12 protein-coding genes and 2 pseudogenes are annotated in these 21,944 nt (G+C 43.3%); 8 read left to right on the top strand and 6 right to left on the bottom strand.

The features are described from left to right. Positions 1–113: 113 nt before the first annotated feature. Together EC846_RS15220 and EC846_RS18630 are read left to right on the top strand one after the other, a co-directional pair. Positions 114–2,592: pseudogene (locus tag EC846_RS15220) on the top strand (exodeoxyribonuclease V subunit gamma); the annotation flags it as partial. A 113-nt stretch (positions 2,593–2,705) separates the two neighbouring features. Continuing rightward, positions 2,706–3,815, top strand: a pseudogene (locus tag EC846_RS18630) (exonuclease V subunit gamma); the annotation flags it as partial. Positions 3,816–3,894: 79 nt separating this feature from the next. Here the strand turns inward: EC846_RS18630 and EC846_RS15215 are convergent. Further along, positions 3,895–4,926, bottom strand: coding sequence for an OmpA family protein (locus tag EC846_RS15215; protein ID WP_123775672.1), 1,032 nt, complete (start codon positions 4,924–4,926; stop codon positions 3,895–3,897). 215 nt (positions 4,927–5,141) lie between these two features. Here EC846_RS15215 and EC846_RS15210 point away from each other — a divergent pair, with 215 nt between their 5' ends. Both EC846_RS15210 and recD read left to right on the top strand, forming a co-directional pair. Beyond that, positions 5,142–8,855, top strand: a complete 3,714-nt coding sequence (locus EC846_RS15210; RefSeq protein WP_123775671.1) for a UvrD-helicase domain-containing protein — start codon at positions 5,142–5,144, stop codon at positions 8,853–8,855. A gap of 99 nt (positions 8,856–8,954) precedes the next feature. After that, on the top strand, positions 8,955–10,706 hold the full coding sequence (gene recD / locus EC846_RS15205; protein ID WP_213071319.1) for an exodeoxyribonuclease V subunit alpha: 1,752 nt from the start codon (positions 8,955–8,957) through the stop codon (positions 10,704–10,706). 699 nt (positions 10,707–11,405) lie between these two features. On the opposite strand, the gene EC846_RS15200 is transcribed toward recD, so the two are convergent. Further along, complete coding sequence (locus EC846_RS15200; protein WP_123775669.1) at positions 11,406–12,704, bottom strand: serine hydrolase domain-containing protein; 1,299 nt, start codon at positions 12,702–12,704, stop codon at positions 11,406–11,408. 238 nt (positions 12,705–12,942) lie between these two features. On the opposite strand from EC846_RS15200, the gene rpsO reads away from it, so the two are divergent. The 4 genes from rpsO to EC846_RS15180 all read left to right on the top strand — a co-directional run bounded on the left by rpsO (position 12,943) and on the right by EC846_RS15180 (position 18,492). Then, the gene (rpsO, locus tag EC846_RS15195; protein WP_004774141.1) at positions 12,943–13,212 is read left to right on the top strand and encodes a 30S ribosomal protein S15; all 270 of its coding nucleotides are present in this window, start codon (positions 12,943–12,945) and stop codon (positions 13,210–13,212) included. Between the two features lie 258 nt (positions 13,213–13,470). Continuing rightward, the gene (pnp, locus tag EC846_RS15190; RefSeq protein ID WP_171410041.1) at positions 13,471–15,558 is read left to right on the top strand and encodes a polyribonucleotide nucleotidyltransferase; all 2,088 of its coding nucleotides are present in this window, start codon (positions 13,471–13,473) and stop codon (positions 15,556–15,558) included. A gap of 260 nt (positions 15,559–15,818) precedes the next feature. Beyond that, positions 15,819–17,138 (top strand): dicarboxylate/amino acid:cation symporter, encoded by a 1,320-nt coding sequence (locus EC846_RS15185; RefSeq protein WP_123775667.1) that lies wholly within the window; start codon positions 15,819–15,821, stop codon positions 17,136–17,138. A gap of 130 nt (positions 17,139–17,268) precedes the next feature. Further along, positions 17,269–18,492: a magnesium transporter CorA family protein gene (locus tag EC846_RS15180; protein ID WP_123775666.1), complete on the top strand. Its 1,224-nt coding sequence runs from the start codon at positions 17,269–17,271 to the stop codon at positions 18,490–18,492. Between the two features lie 372 nt (positions 18,493–18,864). Here EC846_RS15180 and EC846_RS15175 read toward each other — a convergent pair whose 3' ends face one another. The 4 genes from EC846_RS15175 to hslO form a co-directional block, all read right to left on the bottom strand. Further along, the gene (locus EC846_RS15175; RefSeq protein WP_004774148.1) at positions 18,865–19,191 is read right to left on the bottom strand and encodes a chaperone modulator CbpM; all 327 of its coding nucleotides are present in this window, start codon (positions 19,189–19,191) and stop codon (positions 18,865–18,867) included. Positions 19,192–19,202: 11 nt separating this feature from the next. Next, positions 19,203–20,147, bottom strand: coding sequence for a DnaJ C-terminal domain-containing protein (locus EC846_RS15170; RefSeq protein WP_123775665.1), 945 nt, complete (start codon positions 20,145–20,147; stop codon positions 19,203–19,205). 140 nt (positions 20,148–20,287) lie between these two features. Further along, positions 20,288–20,899: a LysE family translocator gene (locus EC846_RS15165; RefSeq protein ID WP_004774151.1), complete on the bottom strand. Its 612-nt coding sequence runs from the start codon at positions 20,897–20,899 to the stop codon at positions 20,288–20,290. A gap of 119 nt (positions 20,900–21,018) precedes the next feature. Then, a complete protein-coding gene (gene hslO, locus EC846_RS15160) occupies positions 21,019–21,894 on the bottom strand; it encodes an Hsp33 family molecular chaperone HslO (RefSeq protein WP_005255398.1) in 876 nt (291 codons plus the stop codon). Positions 21,895–21,944: the final 50 nt, after the last annotated feature.

The following is a 21,944-nucleotide window of genomic DNA, read 5'->3' as shown; positions in this document are numbered from 1 at the left end:
TGGATTGTGTATTTAACGTGACTTCATGATATGAAGTTGAATGTTGTATAGTGACTATTATGGACGTTTTCGTGCAACAAAATGATCATTTTTTGATGAGGTTATATTAATACATGGGTATTCATGTTATTCAAAGTCAACGTCTTGAAGTGTTATTACAAGGCGTGATGGCATCAATTACCCAGCCCAGTGATTCACCTTTTCAGGTGTTTAAAACCCAGCATTTTATTGTCCCGAGTCCTGCACAAGAACAATGGTTAACACAGAAAATTGCTGAACAGCAAGGCATGACCGCCAATTATCAGTTTCATCAGCGTATTCGTGGTTTTCAGTGGTATGCCTATCAGCAGGTGCTTGAAAATAAAGAGCAGGTGCGAAAGGCCAATATTCCACGATTAATTTTAAAATGGCGTATTCACCAAGCCTTACAGCCCTTTATCCGTGCTGATCAGCTCGATCTTGCTACAGATCATCCTTTATATTCAATTGTGCAGCGCATTTATGACAGTGCGGCGCAATTACCGCAGGGCACAGAAAAACAGTTAAAAAAGCAGAGCATGTTGTATTGGGTGGCGGAGCAGGTGTCGCAACTCTTTAATAACTACATGATTTATCGCGGTCATTGTCAAAAAGGCTGTCGCAGTGAATGCAGTTGCACAACCAACTGGCTCTCGACTTGGGGACAGAATAAAGCACTGGATATTGAACAGCTGATCGCCCAGACGGATCAGCAGACCTCAGCCTTTAGCTTAAACCAGACCGAGCAACTGGAAGCGTGGCAGCGCTGGTTATGGCAAAACTATTTTCATGATGACTTTATTGAAATGCAGGGGATTGATGCTGATTTCTGGAAGACTTTAGACAATGAGCAGACACGGGCAAAAGCTTTAGCACAATTACCGAATCAGGTGATCGTTTTTACGGTGCTCGATTTGCCACCCAGCCAGCTGCAGTTTTTACGCCGTTTAGGTCAATATCTTGATGTGGTGATTTTGCACTATAACCCTTCACAAGAATATTGGGCGGATAGTGTCGATCCCTTGTGGAAGCAACGTTATGACTTGGGTGTGAAAGAACGTTTTATTGCCAAGCATCCCAAGGCAACCGATGCAGAAATTGCTGCTTTTTTTGAGCGTTTCAGTTTAGGTTTTAATGCCCTAAATCGTGAATCTCGTCATCCTTTACTCACCCGTTTAGGCAAGCAGGCGCGTGATCACTTTTCCTTGTTATCGCAACTTGCAACGGGCGAGGAGGGGAAATGGGTCGATGCATTTGAAGATTATTTCCCCGAGACCTTACTGGGCAAAATCCAGTCGGATATTTTCTATCTGGCAGAGCCATTATCTGAGCAATATGAATTGGCAGCCGAGGATAAATCGGTTCAGTTCCATGTCTGTCATTCGAGCCTCAGACAGCTGGAGGTGTTAAAAGAACAGCTCTTACATTGGCTTTCCCAGTCAGATTCATCACCACGTCGTCCCAACGATATTCTGATTCTTACCCCGAATCTGGCTGAGCTTGAGCCGCTGATTCGTAGTGTTTTCCCTTCAGTACCCAATGATCATGATGTGTTCTTACCCGTTAAAATTGCAGGTGTGGCCCAGCTCGATGCACTGAATGCTTGGCGGGCAGTGCTGGGGCGTTTGCAACTGACACAAACCCGAATGACGCAAGATGATTTTGCTGACTGGTTGAATCTATCGGCAACCCAACAGCGTTATGGACTAGATTATAGTCAGGCACAACGCATCCTGACCTTGCTAAATGAAGCGGGTTTTAAACGCGGTCTGGATGAGGAGCATCTCAAGCACAGTTTAAGTGCCGATGATCAAGATTACCGTTATAGCTTTAAGTTTGCTTTAGATCGTTTGGCTTTAGGTATTGCCGTGCCTGCGCATGTAATGGTGCAGCAAACTTTAAGTTATGCAGGGGTACAACCAAGTGATTTTGAACTGATTGGTATTCTGATCCAGATATATCAGGATTTGTCGGTGCGACGTCACTGGCTGGTAGCGCATGAGCAAGGCCAGCGCTTACCGGTAGAGACATGGCTAAAACGCCTGAAAGCAGATGTTCAAGAGTTTGAGCAGGCAGATATTGTGGCCTTAAAAGCTGTGCGTGAGATTATTCAGAAGCAGGAGCGTATGCTGACGCTGGCAAGTTATTATGAAGATATGGAAAGCCAGTTACGCCAGATTTCTTTGCCTCTGCCTTATATCATTGAAGAAATTCAACGGACGCTGGAAAGCCAGTCAGCGCAGGTTGAACCCACAGGGCAAATTACCTTTAGCCAGATCGGTCAGATACGGCCAATTCCTTATCGACTGATTGTGATGTTGAATCTGGATACAGGAAAATTTCCAAATCGTGATAGTCATATTCCTTTTGATTTGATGGATGCGTTACGTCAGCAATTGGGGGATCGTTCTCGTCTGGAAGATGATCAGGGCGCTTTTTTAGATGCGGTCTTGCTGGCGCAGGAACAATTATGGTTGTTCTATAATGGTTTTGATGTGAATGATGGTGAAGTACGAGAGCCATCTAGTGTATTACAGAACTTCCGCGATCATTTGGCACTGATTATAAAGCCGCCCCTCGCTAAATCTCTCTCAAAGGGAGAGACTTCATTGGGGGAGATTTCTCTCAGCCCATCTTTAAAAAAGGGTGACTCTGGAGATATAGAGGATTTTTCTAAAGAATTTGCAGCCTTACAACTCCCGACACAGTTGTATCCACTTTTCTATATTCATCGCTTACAACCCTTTGATCCATTAGGCTTTATGGCAGAACAAGGCCATATTCGTTTTCAAGATCAATGGTTTAAAGTTGCTTCGCAAATCCAGCAGGAAAAAGGCGAACGAGCGGCTTGGGTCAATACCGTTTATCCCGTTGAAAATAATGAAATGCTGATTCTGGATGGTCAGCAATGGATTCAGGATGTCACTTTCCCAGCCCGTTTGTACTTAAAAACTTTGGGTGTAGAAAACCTGAGTGCAACAGAACTCGTTGATCAAACTGAGCCTCTATTGCTAGATGGTTTGGGTAAATATGCCATTCGTCATTTTTTACAGCAGCATGATGACAAGACTTCACCTCAGTTATTACAAGATCAGTTGCCTGTTGGCAAAGTCCAGCAAAGTGCTTGGCAGCAAAGCCGCTTAGAGCAACAGCGTTTACTGGAACGTTTGCAGCAATATGCTCCAGCGCCGACAGAAACCACACAGCGTGTTTGGCGGGTGTCGAAACATTTACAGATCGGTTGTATGACCCCGAAACACATCGGGCAGGACTGGATTAGTCTGGATGCCTCAAGCGCACGTGCCAAACGTCTTGCCAAGGTCTGGCTAGAGTATCTGTTGTGGTTAACTGTATTGAATCATGAAGCTGCGACTGAAAAACGCCGTATCGTGGTGTTTAGTGATCAGACCGTGATTTGTGAAGGCTTGAGTTCCCAGCAAGCACAGACTTATTTACAGGCGTGGCTGGAACTATGGCAAACTGCACAACAACAGCCTGTGGTTTTACCTGCGGCATTGATGTTGAAGCCACTGGAAAAAGCTAAACAATACGAATGGTTTGAACTGGATTCAAAGCAGGTGTTCGTGGAAGATAGTCAAAAGCAGGTGCTGAAAGATTGGAATGATACAGGCGATTTCTCTGGCTTTGATATGACCCAGAATGAAGCCTGTAAGTTACATCGGGACTGGCAGTTTATTTTGCAAGAACAGGATGCAGCAGCATTATTGCAATATGCTTGTGATCACTATTCCTATTGCTTGTACCAGCCTATTTTTGAATTTTTACGTGTGGAATAGCAGATCGGCAACGCCCGCTTGTTGAGTGTAGGAATATCTTGATTGTCCTATATCAACAAGCGTTGGAGTATGGGGACTGTTAATCAGCATTGAGTTTGACCAGCTCGACTCGTCTATTCTTCGCTTTTCCTTGCTCGGTCTGATTATCTGCAATCGGTTTAGTCTGTCCAAAGCCTGTTGCCTGAAGCCGATCAGATGAAATGTTGGCTCTAACAAGCTCATTCTTGACGGCTTCTGCACGTGCCTGACTCAACCTCTGGTTATGCTCAGCGCTGCCTATATCGTCTGTATAGCCCTGTATTTCAAGTTTAAGTTGAGGATCTTTATCGAGTACCTCCTTGATCTCTTGAATACTGACCATGCCTTCAGGTTTTAAGGTCGCTTTATTGCTGTCGAAATTAATATATAGAATGGCTTTACCTGTATCTTCCAGTTGTTGCTGGATCTCCTCTGACTGGAGTAATGTGATGGTCTGTTTAAATGGCTTTTCTTGTAAAATGTTGACGCGGCCAGAAGCGGTATCGCCAGTCAGTTGAAGGTAGATGTCATCGCCATCTGGCCTGCGAATAATATAGACTTTAATGTCCTGATCCGCGTAGCCAATCGAGCCATCTTCACCTAAATAGGGTGCCTGATCGTGATAGCGTTTATATTCTTGATCTGTGATTTTTCCGTCAAATATCTTTTTCCCACCGACCGCAGTGATTGCATCATCGTAACTTTTTAAGAAGTAAGGCAGAGACCAGCCCCCATTTTCTGGTTTCTCTAGAGAAATATGAGATTTCCATACACGGCCTTCGATGGGCGTCATCACTCCGTTAATAGGAAAGTAGACGATGTCATATTTACGTTGAATCGGTGGGTTAGTGGTGATCAACCCTGTTGGAAGATTAAAAAAGGGAAACTCTCCAAACTGATGGGTTGAGATGGGGATATTTTGAATAGCAAAAGTATTGGATGAGTGATTTGTGTCATCATGACCTGAAATGTCATCTTTTGTTGTATCTGCTGTGGCGCTATGATTCGGGGCTGTCGAGCTATTATTTGACTTGCTACATCCACTAACTAAAGTTGCCCCAATAATGACAGATAGAAAGATAATATTTTTCATAGATTTATTTTCCTTCGAATTTATTTGTTGCATATCCCGTATCGCCTATATTCATCGCGATAGATCCTGAAATACGATGAAATATAGATGTATAACATCTATTCGGAGAGATGTGGACTCAGCACAACGGCTGTGAAAGTTCGAATACAATCAGTTATGATTAAAAATGATTGCCATGCCTTCGCGCATCGTTTTAGTTTCAGAGTATGGGGCTTATGTCATCTATAGAAAATACGTCTTTTCAACCGATTCGGGATATTCAATTCGAAGGTCTACATCTGATTGAAGCCTCAGCGGGGACAGGCAAGACTTATACACTGTCCAGCTTAATGGTGCGTATTTTCTTGGAGAAATATCTGCCTAATCAGGTCATTGCAACCACCTTTACCCGTGCCGCCGCTGCCGAGTTAAAAAGCCGTATCCGTTTACGTCTGGTAGAGATGCAGCAATTTCTGGAACCATTACGTACCGTGCTGGAACAGGATATTCAGGCATTGGCTGTACAAGAGTCGGATCCGCTCAAACAGCAAGTTCTACAGACTTTTGCACCTCGTATTGCCTACGCCTGTGAACGTTTGAAACTGGTGATTGATCAGTTAGATGAATTATTTGTCGGAACTCTGGACAGCTTTAGCCAGAAGTTGCTCAGAGAGTTTGCTTTTGAAAGTGGCAAGATCGAAGCGGCACAGATTACTGATGATGCAAAAAGCTATACTCGTCAATTGATTCATGATGTATTGCGTGAGTGGATTCAGGCTCAACCACAACAAGTGATTGATGCACTTTATAGCGTCGGCGGTCTCAAGAGTGTCGACCATTTTGTCTCGATGGTCGAGAGTTCCCTCAACTTTAGTTCAGCTCAATTTAAATTACCAGCCATGCCTGAGATTGAATTGGCGCAATTACAACAATGGCAGCAGCAAGCTGAACAGATTGAATTGGCCGAGCTGGCTGAATATTTTAATCTAGATGGTGCGCATTATTCACATATTAATGGTACGTCTTTCCGCAACCATGCTTTTAATAAGCTGTTTACAGTGCATTGTCCTGCGCTATTAAATGCTTTAAAGCAATCTGCATCGATACAGGTTTTTGATGCTTATTTTGAAGCAGATCGCGATGTCTTATTCAAATTTTTAGACAAGCTCGATAATCAGAAAATTTTTAAGAAATGTCCTGCAGACATTAGTGATGGATTTTATCAGCATCCCGCAATATTACAGTTACAAGCGCTTGGTCAGGCATTACAACAAACACAGCAACAATTTGAACAATTACAGGTTTATCTAAAGGCCTATCTGTGTATTGAGGTCAAAAAAAGGCTGCCACAAGTATTGCAGCAAAAGGGCGAAACCACATTTTCCCAGCAAATTAAAACCTTGTCTGAAGCATTAAAAGGCGAGCAGGGACAACGTTTTGCCGTATTTGTACAGGCACGTTATCCGCTGATTCTGGTGGATGAATTTCAGGATACGAACCAAGATCAGGATGATATGTTGGCCAGCATCTGGCGGCATCCACAGCGCTATAAAAAGGGCTGCATGATCATGGTCGGGGATCGTAAACAGGCCATTTATGGTTTCCGCGGCGGCGATATGCTGACGTTCCTGAATGCCCATCAGGATATTATGGCAAAGCAGGGGCGTGTCTATAAGCTGATTCATAACCATCGTTCAGTGAAAGAGCTGGTCGAGGTGGTGGATGTCTTGTTCCAGCGACAGACTGATTTTGGTGAGCAGGTATTGTATGACCCGATTCAGGCGGGATCGCGTCCACATCCTGCCTTGATTGAAAATAATCAGATCAATCCCGCACCATTACGCTGGTTGCAACTACAGGATGGCAATGAACAAGCGACCCAAGTGGCCTGGAAAATACAGACCCTGCTCAATCAGGCGCATGCAACACAACTGTATTTGGAGGGTGAAGCCCCTAAAGCCATTTGCGAAGATGATATTGCGGTACTCTCCCGTAGCCATCGCCAACTCGATGAAGTGCAATACGTATTGGAACGTTTGGGGATTCGGGTCAACCGTCCTTCCAAACGCAGTGTCTTTGATTCAGCGATTGCACAGGATATCGGGGCGTTGTTAACCGCCATTCTCAATCCTTATGATGAGGCCAAATTAAAGCGTGCCTTACTGAGCCGTTTATTTGGCTTTGATTTAACCCGTTTGTTGGCACTTGAGCAAAGTCCAGAAGGCTTAAGTGCTTATATCCAGCAACTGGATGAAATACGGGAAATGTGGCTCAATCAAGGTTTTCTGGCGGCGTGGCAACGTTGTTTAAACCAGTTTGGCATCTGGCAGCAACTGGTGGCAACGCAGAGTAAAGATAATGAGCGTGCGGTGGTCAATTTACGTCATCTCACCGATATTCTGAGTCAGCACAGCGAACATGTGCAAGGTATACAAAATCTGTATCACTGGTATCTCAAACAACTGCATTCGCCTAGTGATCGTGAATGGGAACTAGAACATAAGCTGTCCAGTGAAGCCGGTGTACAGTTGATGACGATTCATCAGTCCAAAGGGCTGGAATATAAAATCGTGTTTCTGCTTGGTGCCAACAAAGCCTTTGCTGAAATGCAGAAGAGTCTAAACTTTTCGACTGCGGAGATTCAGCATCCAGAAACAGGGCAGATTCGTACCCAACGGGTGGTTGCTGTCGCAGATAAAAACTTTCTACAGCAGGCTGAGCTAGATCAACATCAGCAACGCGCCTTAGCTGAACAAAACCGTTTATGGTATGTGGCACTGACGCGTGCCAGCCATCGGGTTTATGCGGTATTTGAACCTGAAAAAGGGGATAAAAATAAGTTTTCTGGTCTGGCATTCTGGAAAAATCAGGGTGAGCCGTTTCAGCATCCTTGTTGTGCAGATGAGGCTTTGGTACTTGAACGACCGTATGCCGCCTATCATCAGCAGGACAAACAAAAGCTCCCGCTTGCTGCCCAGCCTTTACCTGAGCAACGCTTTTATGCACGTGGCAAGACCAGTTTCAGTTATCTGGCGCAGCATCTAAAGCACAAGGCCAATCGCGTTGACCGACTGGCAAATATCGACCCCGATTTTGAACAGGCCGAAGATGAACTTAATCTTGCCAGCCATCAGAGTTTAGCGACCTCTCAACCGATCGCATGGATTAAGCAATACTTTCCTAAAGGCACGCTGGCGGGCAACTTTCTGCATGAGATTTTTGAGCAGATTGATTTTCAGCGTCCAGAAACGTGGATTGAGGAAATTCGCCGTCGTTTTAAAAATACCTATCAAAGTTTATGGGTCGATTTACTCGAACAATATCAACAGCACTTTCCAGAGCAGGAGCAACCAGAACAGCAACTGTATGAATGGATTGCGGCATGGTTGCAGGATGTACTGGTAACGCCACTGAATCAGGGCTTTCAATTAAAGCAACTGCTCGCGGGGCAATATCTATCGGAATGTCCATTCTATCTGGCGTTATCGGATCGGGTGCTGGCAATGCAGCGTGTGCAGCAACTGTTTGAAGAATATGAGATCCAGATGCCTGAACTGCTTGAGGCCAAGTCTGCCCGTTATCTGAATGGTTCAATCGATTTGGTTTACTTCGATGGGCAGCGTTACCATATTGCCGATTATAAAAGTAATTATTTAGGTACGGACCAAGCCGATTACCAACATGAGCAGATTGCAGAAAGTATGTCGCTCTCTAGTTATTGGCTACAAGCGGCTTTATATCTGGTCGCGTTGCACCGTTATCTGGGCGTGAAATTGCAGAACTACAGCATAGAGCAGCATTTGGGCGGGGCGTCTTATTTATATTTACGTGGGATGAATGGGCAAGAAGATCAAGGCAGTCTGTACTGGAAACCTGAGGACGAATTTATCTTGCGTTTGGATGCAATTCTTGGATATTTCTCTGAGGATAAAGCAGGAAAAATGGTGTAGATAAAATGTATGAAGCTAAACTAAACAAAAACTTATCATGTGGATAAATATGTTTATAACCTTGTGGACAAGCGTGTGGGTAAGTTTGAGGATAACTCTGTGGACAAGCTAGTGGATAATCAGCCTGAGCAAATGACCTGGTTGAATATGTGGAGTAACTACCTCACACAAGCAACATTTTCTCAATCATCTCAGTCCGTTGGCGCTGCACAAGTATTGCAGCAACTGGTTGAGGCCAGCTTGCAAGGCGATAGTTGTATTGAAGTTAATCCACTACAGCTTGAAGCCCTCGGAGATCTTGCTGTTTCTAGTGAGCTTGCAACCACTCAGGTGGCGCCGTGCGTCTATGATCAGCAGGGCTTGGCATTATACCGATATTGGCAACTAGAGCAACGCCTCGCTCATCAGATTTGTCGATTAAAGCGACAAACGATTCAGACCATTCAAGCTGAGGATTATCACGATTTACTGAGTGATCAACATCAGCAAGCAGCATTGAAAATGGTGTTGCAACAAGGGCTGAGTATTATTACAGGCGGGCCGGGTACAGGTAAAACCTATACGTTGGCACGTATTATTGCTGCCCTGAATCAGATGATTCCTGATATTCGGATTGCCATGGCAGCCCCGACAGGCAAAGCAGCACAACGTATGCAGGAAGCATTACAGAACTCATTTAATGATTCAAAACTGGTGGCTTCGGGACTGATTACCGATGAATTACGCCATCAGAATACACAAACCTTGCATCGTTTATTGGGCATGGGTAATCGGCAGATTCCTCGTTTTAACCAGAAACAACCTTTACCTTATGACGTGATTGTGGTCGATGAAGCATCAATGCTGGATTTAAATCTGGCAACTGCCTTATTTGAAGCGGTATCTGATGCTTGCCGCATTATTTTATTGGGAGATGCCAATCAGTTGGCTTCGGTTGATGTTGGTTCAGTCTTGGCTGATTTACAGCAAGTTCCTGCACTGGCGGAGAATCGGGTGCAACTGCAAACCAGTCGTCGTTTCTCTGGAGAGGCCAAGATTGGACAACTGGCAAGATTTATTCAGGATCAGCACAATCAGGCAGAAGCTGCTTCTGTATTGGAAAATCTGGAAAGCCAGATCGTACCAGCAACAGCTTTACAAGCAGTGGTCTTATCTAAAGATATGCCTGACCTGATTCAGCTTGAATATCTGCCAGAACAGAATGAGGCTGATATTACGACAGCACAGCAGAAATTAATGTATGGTTTTCAAGGCTATGTTGAGGCATTAAAAACTTATCTAAAGGCAGATGAACCTGAGCAATATACCTCACAGGTGATTCAGGCCTTCGATGACTATCGTATTTTAACCGCGATTCGCCACGGACAATTGGGGATTGAACAGCTGAATCGTCATGCTGAACAATGGCTGAACCAGCAACTCAAACAAATTGCCGTAGGGGACTGGTATATCGGGCGTCCAGTGATGATGACCTATAATGATTACCAGCTCAGTATTTCCAATGGGGATATCGGGATCTGCTTCAAACATAGAACCCAACCTCAGCAGTTTGAAGTCTTTTTCCCCAGCCTGAACAAATGGATTGCAGCACATCGTTTACCACGAAATATGCAGACCGCGTTTGCTTTGACGATCCATAAATCTCAAGGTTCCGAGTTTACTCATACCGCGATTGTACTGGATGCAAGTGCGGAGAAATTGCTGAGTCAGGAACTGATCTATACCGCGGTCACCCGAGCGAAAAAAGTGGTGAGTATTTTGGCTGATCCAAATGCGTTACAACAGGCGCTCACAACACGAACAGTACGCCGCAGTGGTTTAGTGCAAAAGATCAATTTGGTTATATTGTGAACTTTTTCTACAAAATATGAGCTTTTGTAAGTAAAAGCTTACAAAGATTCGAGATATTGTCGCTAGAGCAAATTGAAGCTTTTTGAGATTATGTACCCACAAAGAGCCTAGCACGGAAAGCTAGGTAAATCGCAAAAATATAATAATAACGTCGTGATGACAGCGAACTTACAGTGAAGTAAGTGATAAGAGAGGAAACTTACAGCCGCTAAGCCTTGTAGTTTTGGGAGAGACTACAGGGCTTTTTTATTTTTACTGTTCCAGTACGTCAAATTTTTCACCATCAATCTATTTCTATAATCCACTCAAAAACGTGAATATTCATGTTTTTGTCACTTTGTGTGCGTTGAATCAAGTCAGATAAAAAGAAGAAATGAGAATTCTGTTGTAGAACAATTTTTTGTTATTATTAAGTTAAATGTTATACAGACTTGTACGTTTTATCTTACACAGAGATAAGAAAAATGCTATTTTTCTCCACAATTGATTCTGACAGAATAGTCAGTATAGAAACAGCACACACAAGAACGAGATAATAAAGACAATGATGTGTGTAAGATCATTCAGAGGGTGTGAATGTGAAAGGAGAAGAAGAGTTAACAAGAAAAATAAAGCAAAATATAATTATAAAACCTCAGCGCAAAGGCCCAAGTTGAACTTGGGCTTTTTTTGTTTTGAGGTTTTGTCTTAATTTAAGTGCTAAACCAGATCCGCCTCAGTACGATCTGTCGCAAACAGTGAGCGGCGCTGATTTTTCGGAATTTTTGGACAATTTGTGGAGATCTGGTACAACGTTTTTGCCAGTGCAGGCAGATGTGTACCTACGACTGATTTACCTGTGGTGAGCAATGACACACTAATGTCACGTTCAGGGTCAGCCCAACACAAAATATTTGAGAAACCGATATGACCAAATGCCTGACCTGTCATTGGACCAAATAAGCCGACAGGATTACTACCCAGCATTGGGCCCAACGCATAGCGCATTGGTGCCAAGAGGGTTCGATCCAGACTAATGCCAGAGGTCGGTAAGGTTGAGCGGAATACGGTTTTTTCACTCATGATTTGCTTGCCTTGATATTCACCACCACTGAGCAGCATTTCAAAAAATCGTCCCACCTGTTCAGCACTGGTATAAATGTTACCCGCAGGACAAATCGTATCCATAAAGCGATGATCATTGGTGACATCCACCGCCAGTTGCAGGCCGCCTCCTAACACATGGTTGAGGTAAAAATCTGTGCCTAAGCTTGGATGAATCCCTGTGGCATAGTTCAAGGCAACATTATCGCGATATTCTTGTTTTAAACCATAGTTGAAATAGTCTAAGCCCATCGGTTTTTCGATGTGCTCCGCGAGGAACTCTCGAACACTTTGTCCTGTCACGCGTTGAACGATTTCACCCAGAATATAACCCGCAGTGACGGCATGATAGGCAAGATGCGTACCTGAAGGGGAAACTGGTTTCGCGGCATAAAGCAGTTTTAAGATTTCTTCCTGATTAAAGAGCAGCTCTGGCGTTACTTCGCTATCAATACGTGGAATGCCGCCACGATGCGAAAGTAAATGAAAAATCGTGGCACGGCGTTTGCCATTGACGCCATATTCAGGAATGTAATAGCTAATCGGATCAAGTAAATTCAGGTCGCCACGCTCATCCAGCATATGCACTAACATGGCTGTTACCATTTTAGATGCAGAAAACAGGCAGACAGGTGTATCTGGTGTTGCAATCTTGGCATCAGGCGCTAAGCCTTCCGTCGAGTTGCCTTGCGCATAACCAATACTGCGGTTTAACAGAATTTGTCCCTGTCGGCGTAAACATAAGGTGATGAGTGGATAATTCCCCGTTTTATAGAGAGCTTCGACACTGCTCCAGATTTTTTGAATCTGCTTTTCTGTCATGCCACCCAATTCAGCCGAAACTTCATCTTTGGTGCGAATCACCTGATTGAGGTCATGTGGAACGTAGCAAGTATTGGTTGATAAAATTTTCACGCATCCCTCGCAATTTTTTCATTTTCTTTTTTCCTCTGTCATGAATCTAAACAGGGCAAGGGTAGTGTGCCTATTTTGTGCAATGCTGTCAGCTGCCGAAATGCCAGCAAACATAAAACAATTTTGCAATATAGCGATAGATCACTTAAAATAGCGCCTTGCTGTAGTGATGCACGGCAGTCAGTTGTTTTCAACTGATCAATATCATTTTATTTTTTAAGCATCTCGGAGAAATCGAATGGCTTTAACTAACGCAGATCGCGCAGAGATCATCGCTAAATTTGCTCGTGCTGAAAACGACACTGGTTCACCTGAAGTACAAGTTGCTTTATTGTCTGCTCAAATCAATGATTTGCAAGGTCACTTTAAAGAACACAAACACGACCATCACAGCCGTCGTGGTTTGATTCGTATGGTAAACCAACGTCGTAAATTACTTGACTACTTAAACGGTAAAGATCACGGTCGTTATGTTGCTTTGATCGGCGCATTAGGTTTACGTCGTTAATTCGATTTTACTTTGTTTTCGCTATTTCGCATGTTGCAATGCCTTATCGCTGAAAAGAGAGTTTCGCCTAATTTCCGTTAGGTGAGTTTAGAAGGGGCGCTTGTTCGCTCCTTCTTTGTGTTTAACTTTTATTTAAAAATTTTTGATCTAGTGCGATGGCTTCTAAGCTTTGTCATTTATCCACACGCTAGTGGTGGTCTGAATGCCAAACCTTAGGGGTCTCACTAGAATAAAACTAGGAAAATATAATACATGTCAATGTTTAATATCATTCGTAAAGAATTTCAATTTGGTCAACATCAAGTTGTTTTAGAAACGGGTCGTGTTGCACGTCAAGCCAATACAGTTTTAGTTACCATGGGTGGCGTGACTGTTCTGGTTGCAGTTGTTGCCCAACCTAAAGCAAAAGCGGGTCAAGACTTTTTCCCGTTGACTGTTAACTACCAAGAAAAACAATATGCTGCTGGTCGTATCCCTGGTGGTTACGGTAAGCGTGAAGGTCGTGCTTCTGAAGCTGAAACTTTAATTTCACGTTTGATCGACCGTCCAATCCGTCCGTTGTTCCCAGAAGGTTACTTCAACGAGATTCAAGTAACAGCAACTGTTGTTTCTTCTGACAAAACCATGGATGCCGATATTGCTGCAATGCTCGGTACATCTGCTGCATTGTCAATTGCAGGTACACCATTCCGTGGTCCAATCGGTGGTGCGCGTGTTGGTTTAATTAACGGTGAATACGTTCTTAACCCGAACTTCGAACAACTTGCACAATCTGACCTTGATCTTGTTGTTGCTGGTACTGAATCTGCAGTATTAATGGTTGAATCTGAAGCAAAAGAGCTTTCAGAAGACCAAATGCTTGGTGCTGTTCTTTTCGGTCATGACGAAATGCAAATCGCAATTCAAGCGATTAAAGAATTTGCTGCTGCTGCGGGCGCAGTTGAATCAACTTGGGTTGCTCCAAGCAAAAACGAAGTGCTTCTTGAGCAATTAAAAGCAGCTTTCGAAGCGAAGATTTCTGAAGCATATACCATTGCAATCAAACAAGACCGTTATGCGGCACTTGATGCACTTTATGCAGAAGCGGTTGCTCAGTTCGTTCCTGAAAATGACGAAACTGGTATTGCTGACGAAGTAAATGAATTATTTGAAGACCTTAAATACCGTACAGTACGTGACAACATCTTGTCTGGTAAGCCGCGTATTGATGGTCGTGATACCAAAACTGTTCGTGGTATCGACGTACAAGTTGGCGTATTAGACCGTGCACACGGTTCTGCGTTATTCACGCGTGGTGAAACTCAGGCATTGGTTACAACAACTTTGGGTAACACGCGTGATGCGTTGATGGTTGATACCCTTTCAGGTACGAAAACTGACAACTTCATGTTGCACTATAACTTCCCTGCATACTCTGTAGGTGAAACTGGTCGTGAATCTGGTCCTAAGCGTCGTGAAATCGGTCATGGCCGTTTAGCACGTCGTGGTGTTCAAGCTGTGCTTCCAGCGGCTGACCGCTTCCCGTACGTAATTCGTATCGTTTCTGATATTACTGAATCTAACGGTTCATCTTCAATGGCTTCTGTATGTGGTGCTTCATTATCACTTATGGATGCAGGTGTTCCACTTAAAGCACCAGTTGCGGGTATCGCAATGGGCTTAGTGAAAGAAGGCGAGCGTTTCGCAGTTCTTTCTGACATCTTGGGTGATGAAGATCACTTAGGTGATATGGACTTTAAAGTCGCAGGTTCTGCAAACGGTATTACTGCACTTCAAATGGACATCAAGATCGAAGGTATCACTGAAGAAATTATGGAAGTTGCATTAAACCAAGCATTTGCTGGTCGTATGCACATCCTCAATGAAATGAATAAAGTGATTTCACGTGCGCGTGCAGAAATCAGTGCGAATGCACCAACGTTTGAAGTGATTAACATCAATCCAGACAAGATCCGTGATGTGATTGGTAAAGGTGGTGCAACCATCCGTCAAATCACTGAAGAAACTAAAGCTGCGATTGATATCGAAGACAATGGTACAGTGCGCGTATTTGGTGAAACTAAAGCAGCTGCGAAAGCTGCGATTGCAAAAATCCAGGCGATTACTGCTGAAGTTGAACCAGGTAAAATCTACGACGGTAAAGTGATCCGTATCGTTGAATTTGGTGCATTCGTCAACATCATGCCGGGTACTGATGGCTTACTTCACATTTCACAAATCTCAAATGAGCGTATTGCGAATGTGACTGACGTATTGAAAGAAGGTCAGGAAGTTAAAGTACAAGTTGCTGATGTCGACAACCGTGGTCGTATCAAGTTGACAATGAAAGATATCGAGCAAGCATAAGCTAGCTCAGTCTTTCGACTAAAAAAAGCGCATTGTACAAACAATGCGCTTTTTTTATTAAGTTAATGATTGTTATAAATATAAAAAGTTGAAACTGTAAACATAAAATTTCTTTATATTAGACATTAGTCTAATGCTTTAAATCTGAGCCCAACAACTAACGTAGAATTCCCCAAATTTCCGTGCCTGCCGTATTTATGTGGTTTTAGATAGACAGTCGGAAGTCTATTTGTTCATCTCAATATGAAGGAATATTGCACATGCTTGTCGATCATGTAGCCGCAGGTCAAGATGACCAACAACCTCCCAAGAAACCAAAGTTCTATCAAATTCTCTATGTACAAGTGATCTTCGCAATTGTTGCAGGGATACTACTTGGTCATTTCTTTCCTGAGTTTGGTGAAAGCTTGAAGCCGCTGGGCGAAGCATTCATTAAAATGGTGAAAATGATCATTGCTCCTGTGATTTTCCTGACGGTTGTAACAGGGATTGCAGGGATGAAAAATATTGGAAGTGTTGGGCGTGTCACCGCGAAGGCAATGATTTACTTCCTGACCTTTTCAACCTTGGCTTTGATTATTGGTCTGATTGTCGGAAATGTGATTGAGCCAGGTCATGGTTTAAATATTGATCCAAGTACCTTGCACAGCACCAAAGTCGATGAATATGCAGCTAAGGCGCATGAATCTTCGATTACTGGCTTCTTAATGAATATTATTCCAGATACTTTGGTCAGCCCATTCGTATCGGGACAAATTCTTCAGGTTCTATTTGTTGCTGTATTATTTGGTTTGGCTTTGGCAAAATCAGGTGATTTAGGCCGTCCAGTCACAGACTTTCTTCAACAATTGACCAATCCAGTTTTCACCTTGGTTGGGATGTTGATGAAATTCGCGCCGATTGGTGCGTTTGGTGCAATGGCCTTTACCATTGGTGCGTATGGGATTAGCTCGATTGGTAATTTGATGTTGCTGATTGCGACCTTCTATATTACGGCTTTACTGTTTGTCATTGTAATTCTAGGTGCAGTCGCACGTTATAACGGCTTCTCAATTATTGATCTGATTCGTTATATTAAAGATGAGCTCTGGTTGGTACTCGGTACCAGTTCATCTGAAGCAGCATTACCTTCATTGATGGCGAAAATGGAAAAGGCGGGCTGTGAAAAATCAGTGGTCGGCTTGGTCATTCCGACAGGTTATTCATTTAATCTGGATGGTACCAATATTTACATGACCTTGGCAGCCTTGTTTATCGCGCAGGCATGTAATATCGAATTGACGCTGACTCAACAGATCACCATTCTATTGGTAGCGATGCTGAGCTCTAAAGGTGCAGCAGGGATCACAGGTGCAGGCTTCATTACTTTGGCAGCTACACTTTCAGTCGTACCCGCAATTCCAGTTGCAGGTATGGCGCTGATTTTAGGTATTGACCGTTTCATGTCTGAATGTCGTGCATTGACCAACCTTGTCGGAAATGCATGTGCAACTATCGTGGTTGCGAAATGGGATAACGCATTAGATAAAGAACAACTTGATTTGACGTTAAAGCACGGTATCGTTAAAGAAGATGCATAATCTTTTATCTGTTAAAAAAGCCTCCATGTGAGGCTTTTTTATTGTGCAGTAAATAGCGGATTGAATAGCGATAGCTTTTTACCACGCTTCATGGCAGCATTTCAGTAGCTATCCAAATTCATATTGTCCTATGCAGCTTTATTATTTTTATCGCCATAACAGTGAAAATACAATTTTTATTAGTACAGAACAACAAGCAGAACACGCGCTGGAATTTTTGTGGGTCGATAGTTTAAGACAGGATCTGGTCAATCATAACGAGACGTGGCAAAGCGATATTTGTCGGCATACGGGATTGGTTTTGAATGAATTCCATATGCGCGATTTACTCAATATTGAACATCCTTGTGCTTTTGATACGGTTGAAGAATACGATCTCTTGGTGTTCCGTAAATTAATTAGCCCAGATGACCAAATTCTTGAAAGTGAGAATGTTCTGGAATCTCACGAGAGTGTTTTTGGGCTCGCCACCACGCCAATGAGTTTTATCCTGACGCCACAATTTCTGGTGAGTGTACGCGAGCAGGGCAATAAGGCAGTCGAAAGCTATATACAGCGTCTACAGACCATTATGGGACGTCCGATCGCCGAGCAGAATAAACCACGTAAATTACCTACGACACCTGCAGATCTCTGCTTGCGCTTACTGAACAGCATGATTGATGGCTATCTGAATCTGCGCACACCGTTAACGCGACGGGTTGAATATTGGCAGCAGCAGTTGTTACAGGGTAATCGTCGATTTAAGCAATGGCATCAGTTATTTCATGAAGACATGGCATTTCAGCAAATCGAAAATTTATGTGAGGAGCAGATTGAAACCTTGCAGGAGTTTAGAGATGAGCTGGTCGATAATTATCATCATGTCGTGGGTGAGCATAAGCATAAGGCGCAAGACATTTTACTGGTGCGTTTGAATGATCTGATGAGCCATGTCGAACGGGTACAGAAACATACCTTACGTTTGCGTAATGCGATTCAGTCGGCTATCGATTTGCACTTTTCTGCGATTGCCAATCAAACCAATGAAAACATGCGCATCTTGGCGATTATTACGGCCATTTTTGCACCATTGACCTTATTAACGGGTGTGTATGGGATGAACTTCGAGTTTATTCCCGGGCTGAAATCACCTGTTGGATTCTGGATCATACTGGGCGTAATGCTGATGAGTACCGTGTTGCTGCTATATTATTTCTATCGTCAGCATCTGGTTGGGCGCGGTGAAAGGAGTGTGATTGATTTGCTTGCACAGCAACATAAACAGCGTAATCTGAATTTGCTATGGTTTCTGGACTACGAACCGATTAAGCAAACGCTGAAAGAGGTGGAGAAAATGACCAAGCTGAAATAACAGATTTCGTTCAAATATTTCATTGTTAAAAAGTAATTTTTAGCGGAGTCATACTGAGTTCTCATCCGTTCTCAGGATTAACTACTTCGTCTTGCACTTCACCAAAGCTTTAATCGCTTTGGTTCGTTCAGGCTCGCCTTACTTTGGTTTCGCCCTGAGAAGCGTTTAAAGCTTCGCAAGAGCAAAGGCACCGTCATCCACATGAGGAGCGACTAAAGCTCCGCAAGGTTCACTTTTGATACCATACTCACAGTATAGCTGTTCGTCTTGTGCTTCAGACAAAGCAGTGCTTTGTTTATCTTCGCTCAGGTTGTGGATGACCCCCTCGAGTATCAGATTTTATCTAGTTGTTCGTTAAATTAAGAATATTGGTTAATGAAAATGTTTGAGCTGTTTGCGAAGCTGTTGCACTTCATCGATTAAATCCAGCATCACGGCTACTGCTGACAGGCTTGCATCAAAGTCACGTTGCAGGCGATAGGCACGCCGAGCGCGACTGACATCTTCACCGATAAACTGATAGCTTTGCGGATCGACAGAGATTTGCAAAATATCATAATCGATCAGCTTGAGTACCCATTCGGTACTTTGACCACATGCTTCTGCAAAGTGTTCAAGATCAAGTGCCAATTGTTCATCAATGATTTCAACTTGGCAGTGACCGTCATATTGAATTTCTTTGTATTGAATCGTTGTCATGATCTTACTCCTTATGAGGCACGAGGTTTGAATGCAGCAAAGGCTTCGGCAAATTGTTGATAAGCCTGTTGCTCTTGCTCACTGTGTGCTGGCGGTAAAACAATATTAATAATCAGGTACAGATGCCCCGCAGTCTTATTCGGAATGCCTTTCTCTTTTAAACGTAACTGTTGCCCATTCTTGGCATTTTTCGGCAAGTTCACCTTGAGCTGTCCAGCAGGGGTATTGACTTCAATACTTTGCCCAAGACCCGCTTCCCAAGGGCTGACATCAATGGTTTGATATACATCAGCACCTTCAACACGAATACGGTCAGTATCCTTGTACTGAATCTCGATATAAAGATCGCCATTTGCGCCGCCATTGATACCACTCTGGCCTTGACCATTGAGACGGATTTGCTGGCCTTCTTTCATTCCTTTTGGAATTTTAACTTCTAAGGTTTTCCGTTGAACTTCAGGCTCGCCATAGACGTTATAAGTCGGAATTTGTAGCGTGATTTGCTGAGTTGATCCATGATAGGCGATCTCTAAATCGACCTGAATACTGGCATGCTGATCTTCACCCCGATAGCTACGCTGTTGGCGTTGAGAGCGTTGTTGCCCACCACCAAAGCCTGAACCAAAACGACCAAACAGGTCTTCAAAGCCACTAAAATCTGCCCCTTCACCTGAACTCTGGCGATAGAACTGCGAACCATCGAAACCGCTTTGGTTGCCTTGACCAAAGTTGGAAAAACCTTGTGGATGATCCAGCATTTGATCATATTCGGCTTTTTTGCTGCTATCGCTTAAGGTGTCGTAGGCGACATTAATCGCCTGCATTTTGGCTTCCGCATCCGCTTCTTTACTAATGTCAGGATGATATTTACGCGCCAGTTTTCGATAGGCTTTTTTGATTTCATCTGCTGAGGCATCTCTGGAAACACCTAGCTCTTCATAATAATTTTTTGCCATGATCTTTAAATATAATAATGTTGTGTTTCTTTCATTATGAAACGAATCCAAGAGATTTCAATGGATTCGATTGTATAAGACTTGTTCTGTTTGAATCAGAAAAGAGCGTATAAATAATTTTATTTGGCTCGGTTGAGCATCTAGATAAAGGTTTCGATTAGGCCATAGAGCGCAATCAAGACCAGCAAGGCACCGCATAAACCGAGAATTTTTGGATAAATACTGCTTTGCGATAAGCGACGGAAGAACAGATACACCAAAGATAAAGTCAGGAAATCCAGAACGATCCACGTCACGGTCAATAGACTGAGGCTAAAATTGATATTGGATGAAATTGAAATAAATTGCGGGAAAAATGCCGAGAAGAAAATAATATCTTTGGGATTGGAAATTCCGACCAAAAAACCTTTTTTAAAACCGCCATTTTGTGCCGATACGGTTTGAATTGCAGTTGGATGTGGTGCCTGAATGACTTCTTTAATAATGCTATAACCAAGATAGGCAATATAAAGGCAACCTAATACCCGAATGGCTTTCAGGTAATTTTCATCAATGGTGAGAAAGCCTTTGAGAATCAGCACTGAAATAAAAATCAGGATTAAAGAGGCAAAGTTGGTTCCAAAGATGGTCTGTAAAGCTTTTTTATAACCGCCTTTGAGTCCGGCACTGGCTACCAGAATCATCACAGGGCCGGGCGTGGCAATGAGGACCACCACACTCACAATAAACAGCAAATATTCGAAGTAATTCATAGCTTAATCATAAGGTCGATATTATTGGGAGATTTGAAAATTATTTTATCGGGTAGACCTTAATACAAAATAAAAAAAGACGGAAGCCCGTCTCTTTTTATTTTTGAACATTGGGTAAATTAACTTAAATGTTCACCGAATAAAGCCAAAGCTTCTTCTGCTGTAAATTCATAGCGTGTATTACAGAACTGGCAATCCATCTGGATCGGGTTTTGCGCTTCTAACGTTTCGTGTACCGCATCTACACCAATCTGAATCAATGCATTGGCACAACGCTCTTTAGAGCAGGTGCAACCAAACTTTAACTGTTCAATTTCAGGCAAACGCACTTCTTCTTCGTTATACAAACGATAGAGGATTTCATTGGCTGAAAGATCGGTCAGCTCTTCTGGTTTCAAGGTTTCAGTAAGCATGGTCAGACGAGGCCATAGGTCTTCGTCCACCATTTTTTGCTCTTCTTCATCATTACGAGGAAGTAATTGAATCAATAAACCACCTGAACGTTTGCTGTTGGTCGCCAATACGATATGCGTCGGGATCTGCGCCGACAAATCGTAATATTGCGTCAAGCAGCCTGCCAAGGTCGGTTGATCAAGCGGTACGATCCCTTGATAGCGTTCGCCGTGCTCAGGTTCAATATTAATGAACAGAACTGGATTGGTTAACGCTGCAAGTACCGTGCGGCTATCATGACCTTCTACAAATCTTGGATCTTCTTCATAATCAGCCAGAGCACGAACTTCACCTAAATGGTTACATTCAGCCATTGCCCATTTGAAGGTGCCGCTTGCCTGAATCTGTAAGCTAATACGGCCACGGATTTTCAGTGTGCTGGCAAGTAATGCTGTTGCACTTAACATTTCGCCCAGCAGGCTTTGTACTGCAGGCATATATTCACGTTGCGCCAAAATGGTTTGCAATGCTTCTTCCAGATGCACCACTTCACCGCGAACAGGGCAGTCCTCAATAAAAAAGCGTTGGCGTAAATCAGACATATTTTTCTCCAGTATCCCGCACAGGGAAAACAAAGCAATGCGCTGCTTTG

Origin of the sequence: Acinetobacter sp. BIGb0102 (genome assembly GCF_003815055.1) — a bacterium.
Taxonomy (GTDB): Bacteria; Pseudomonadota; Gammaproteobacteria; order Pseudomonadales; family Moraxellaceae; genus Acinetobacter; species Acinetobacter vivianii.
Note: the sequence above shows the minus strand (reverse complement) of the source record. Positions and strands in the feature narration are given on the sequence as shown.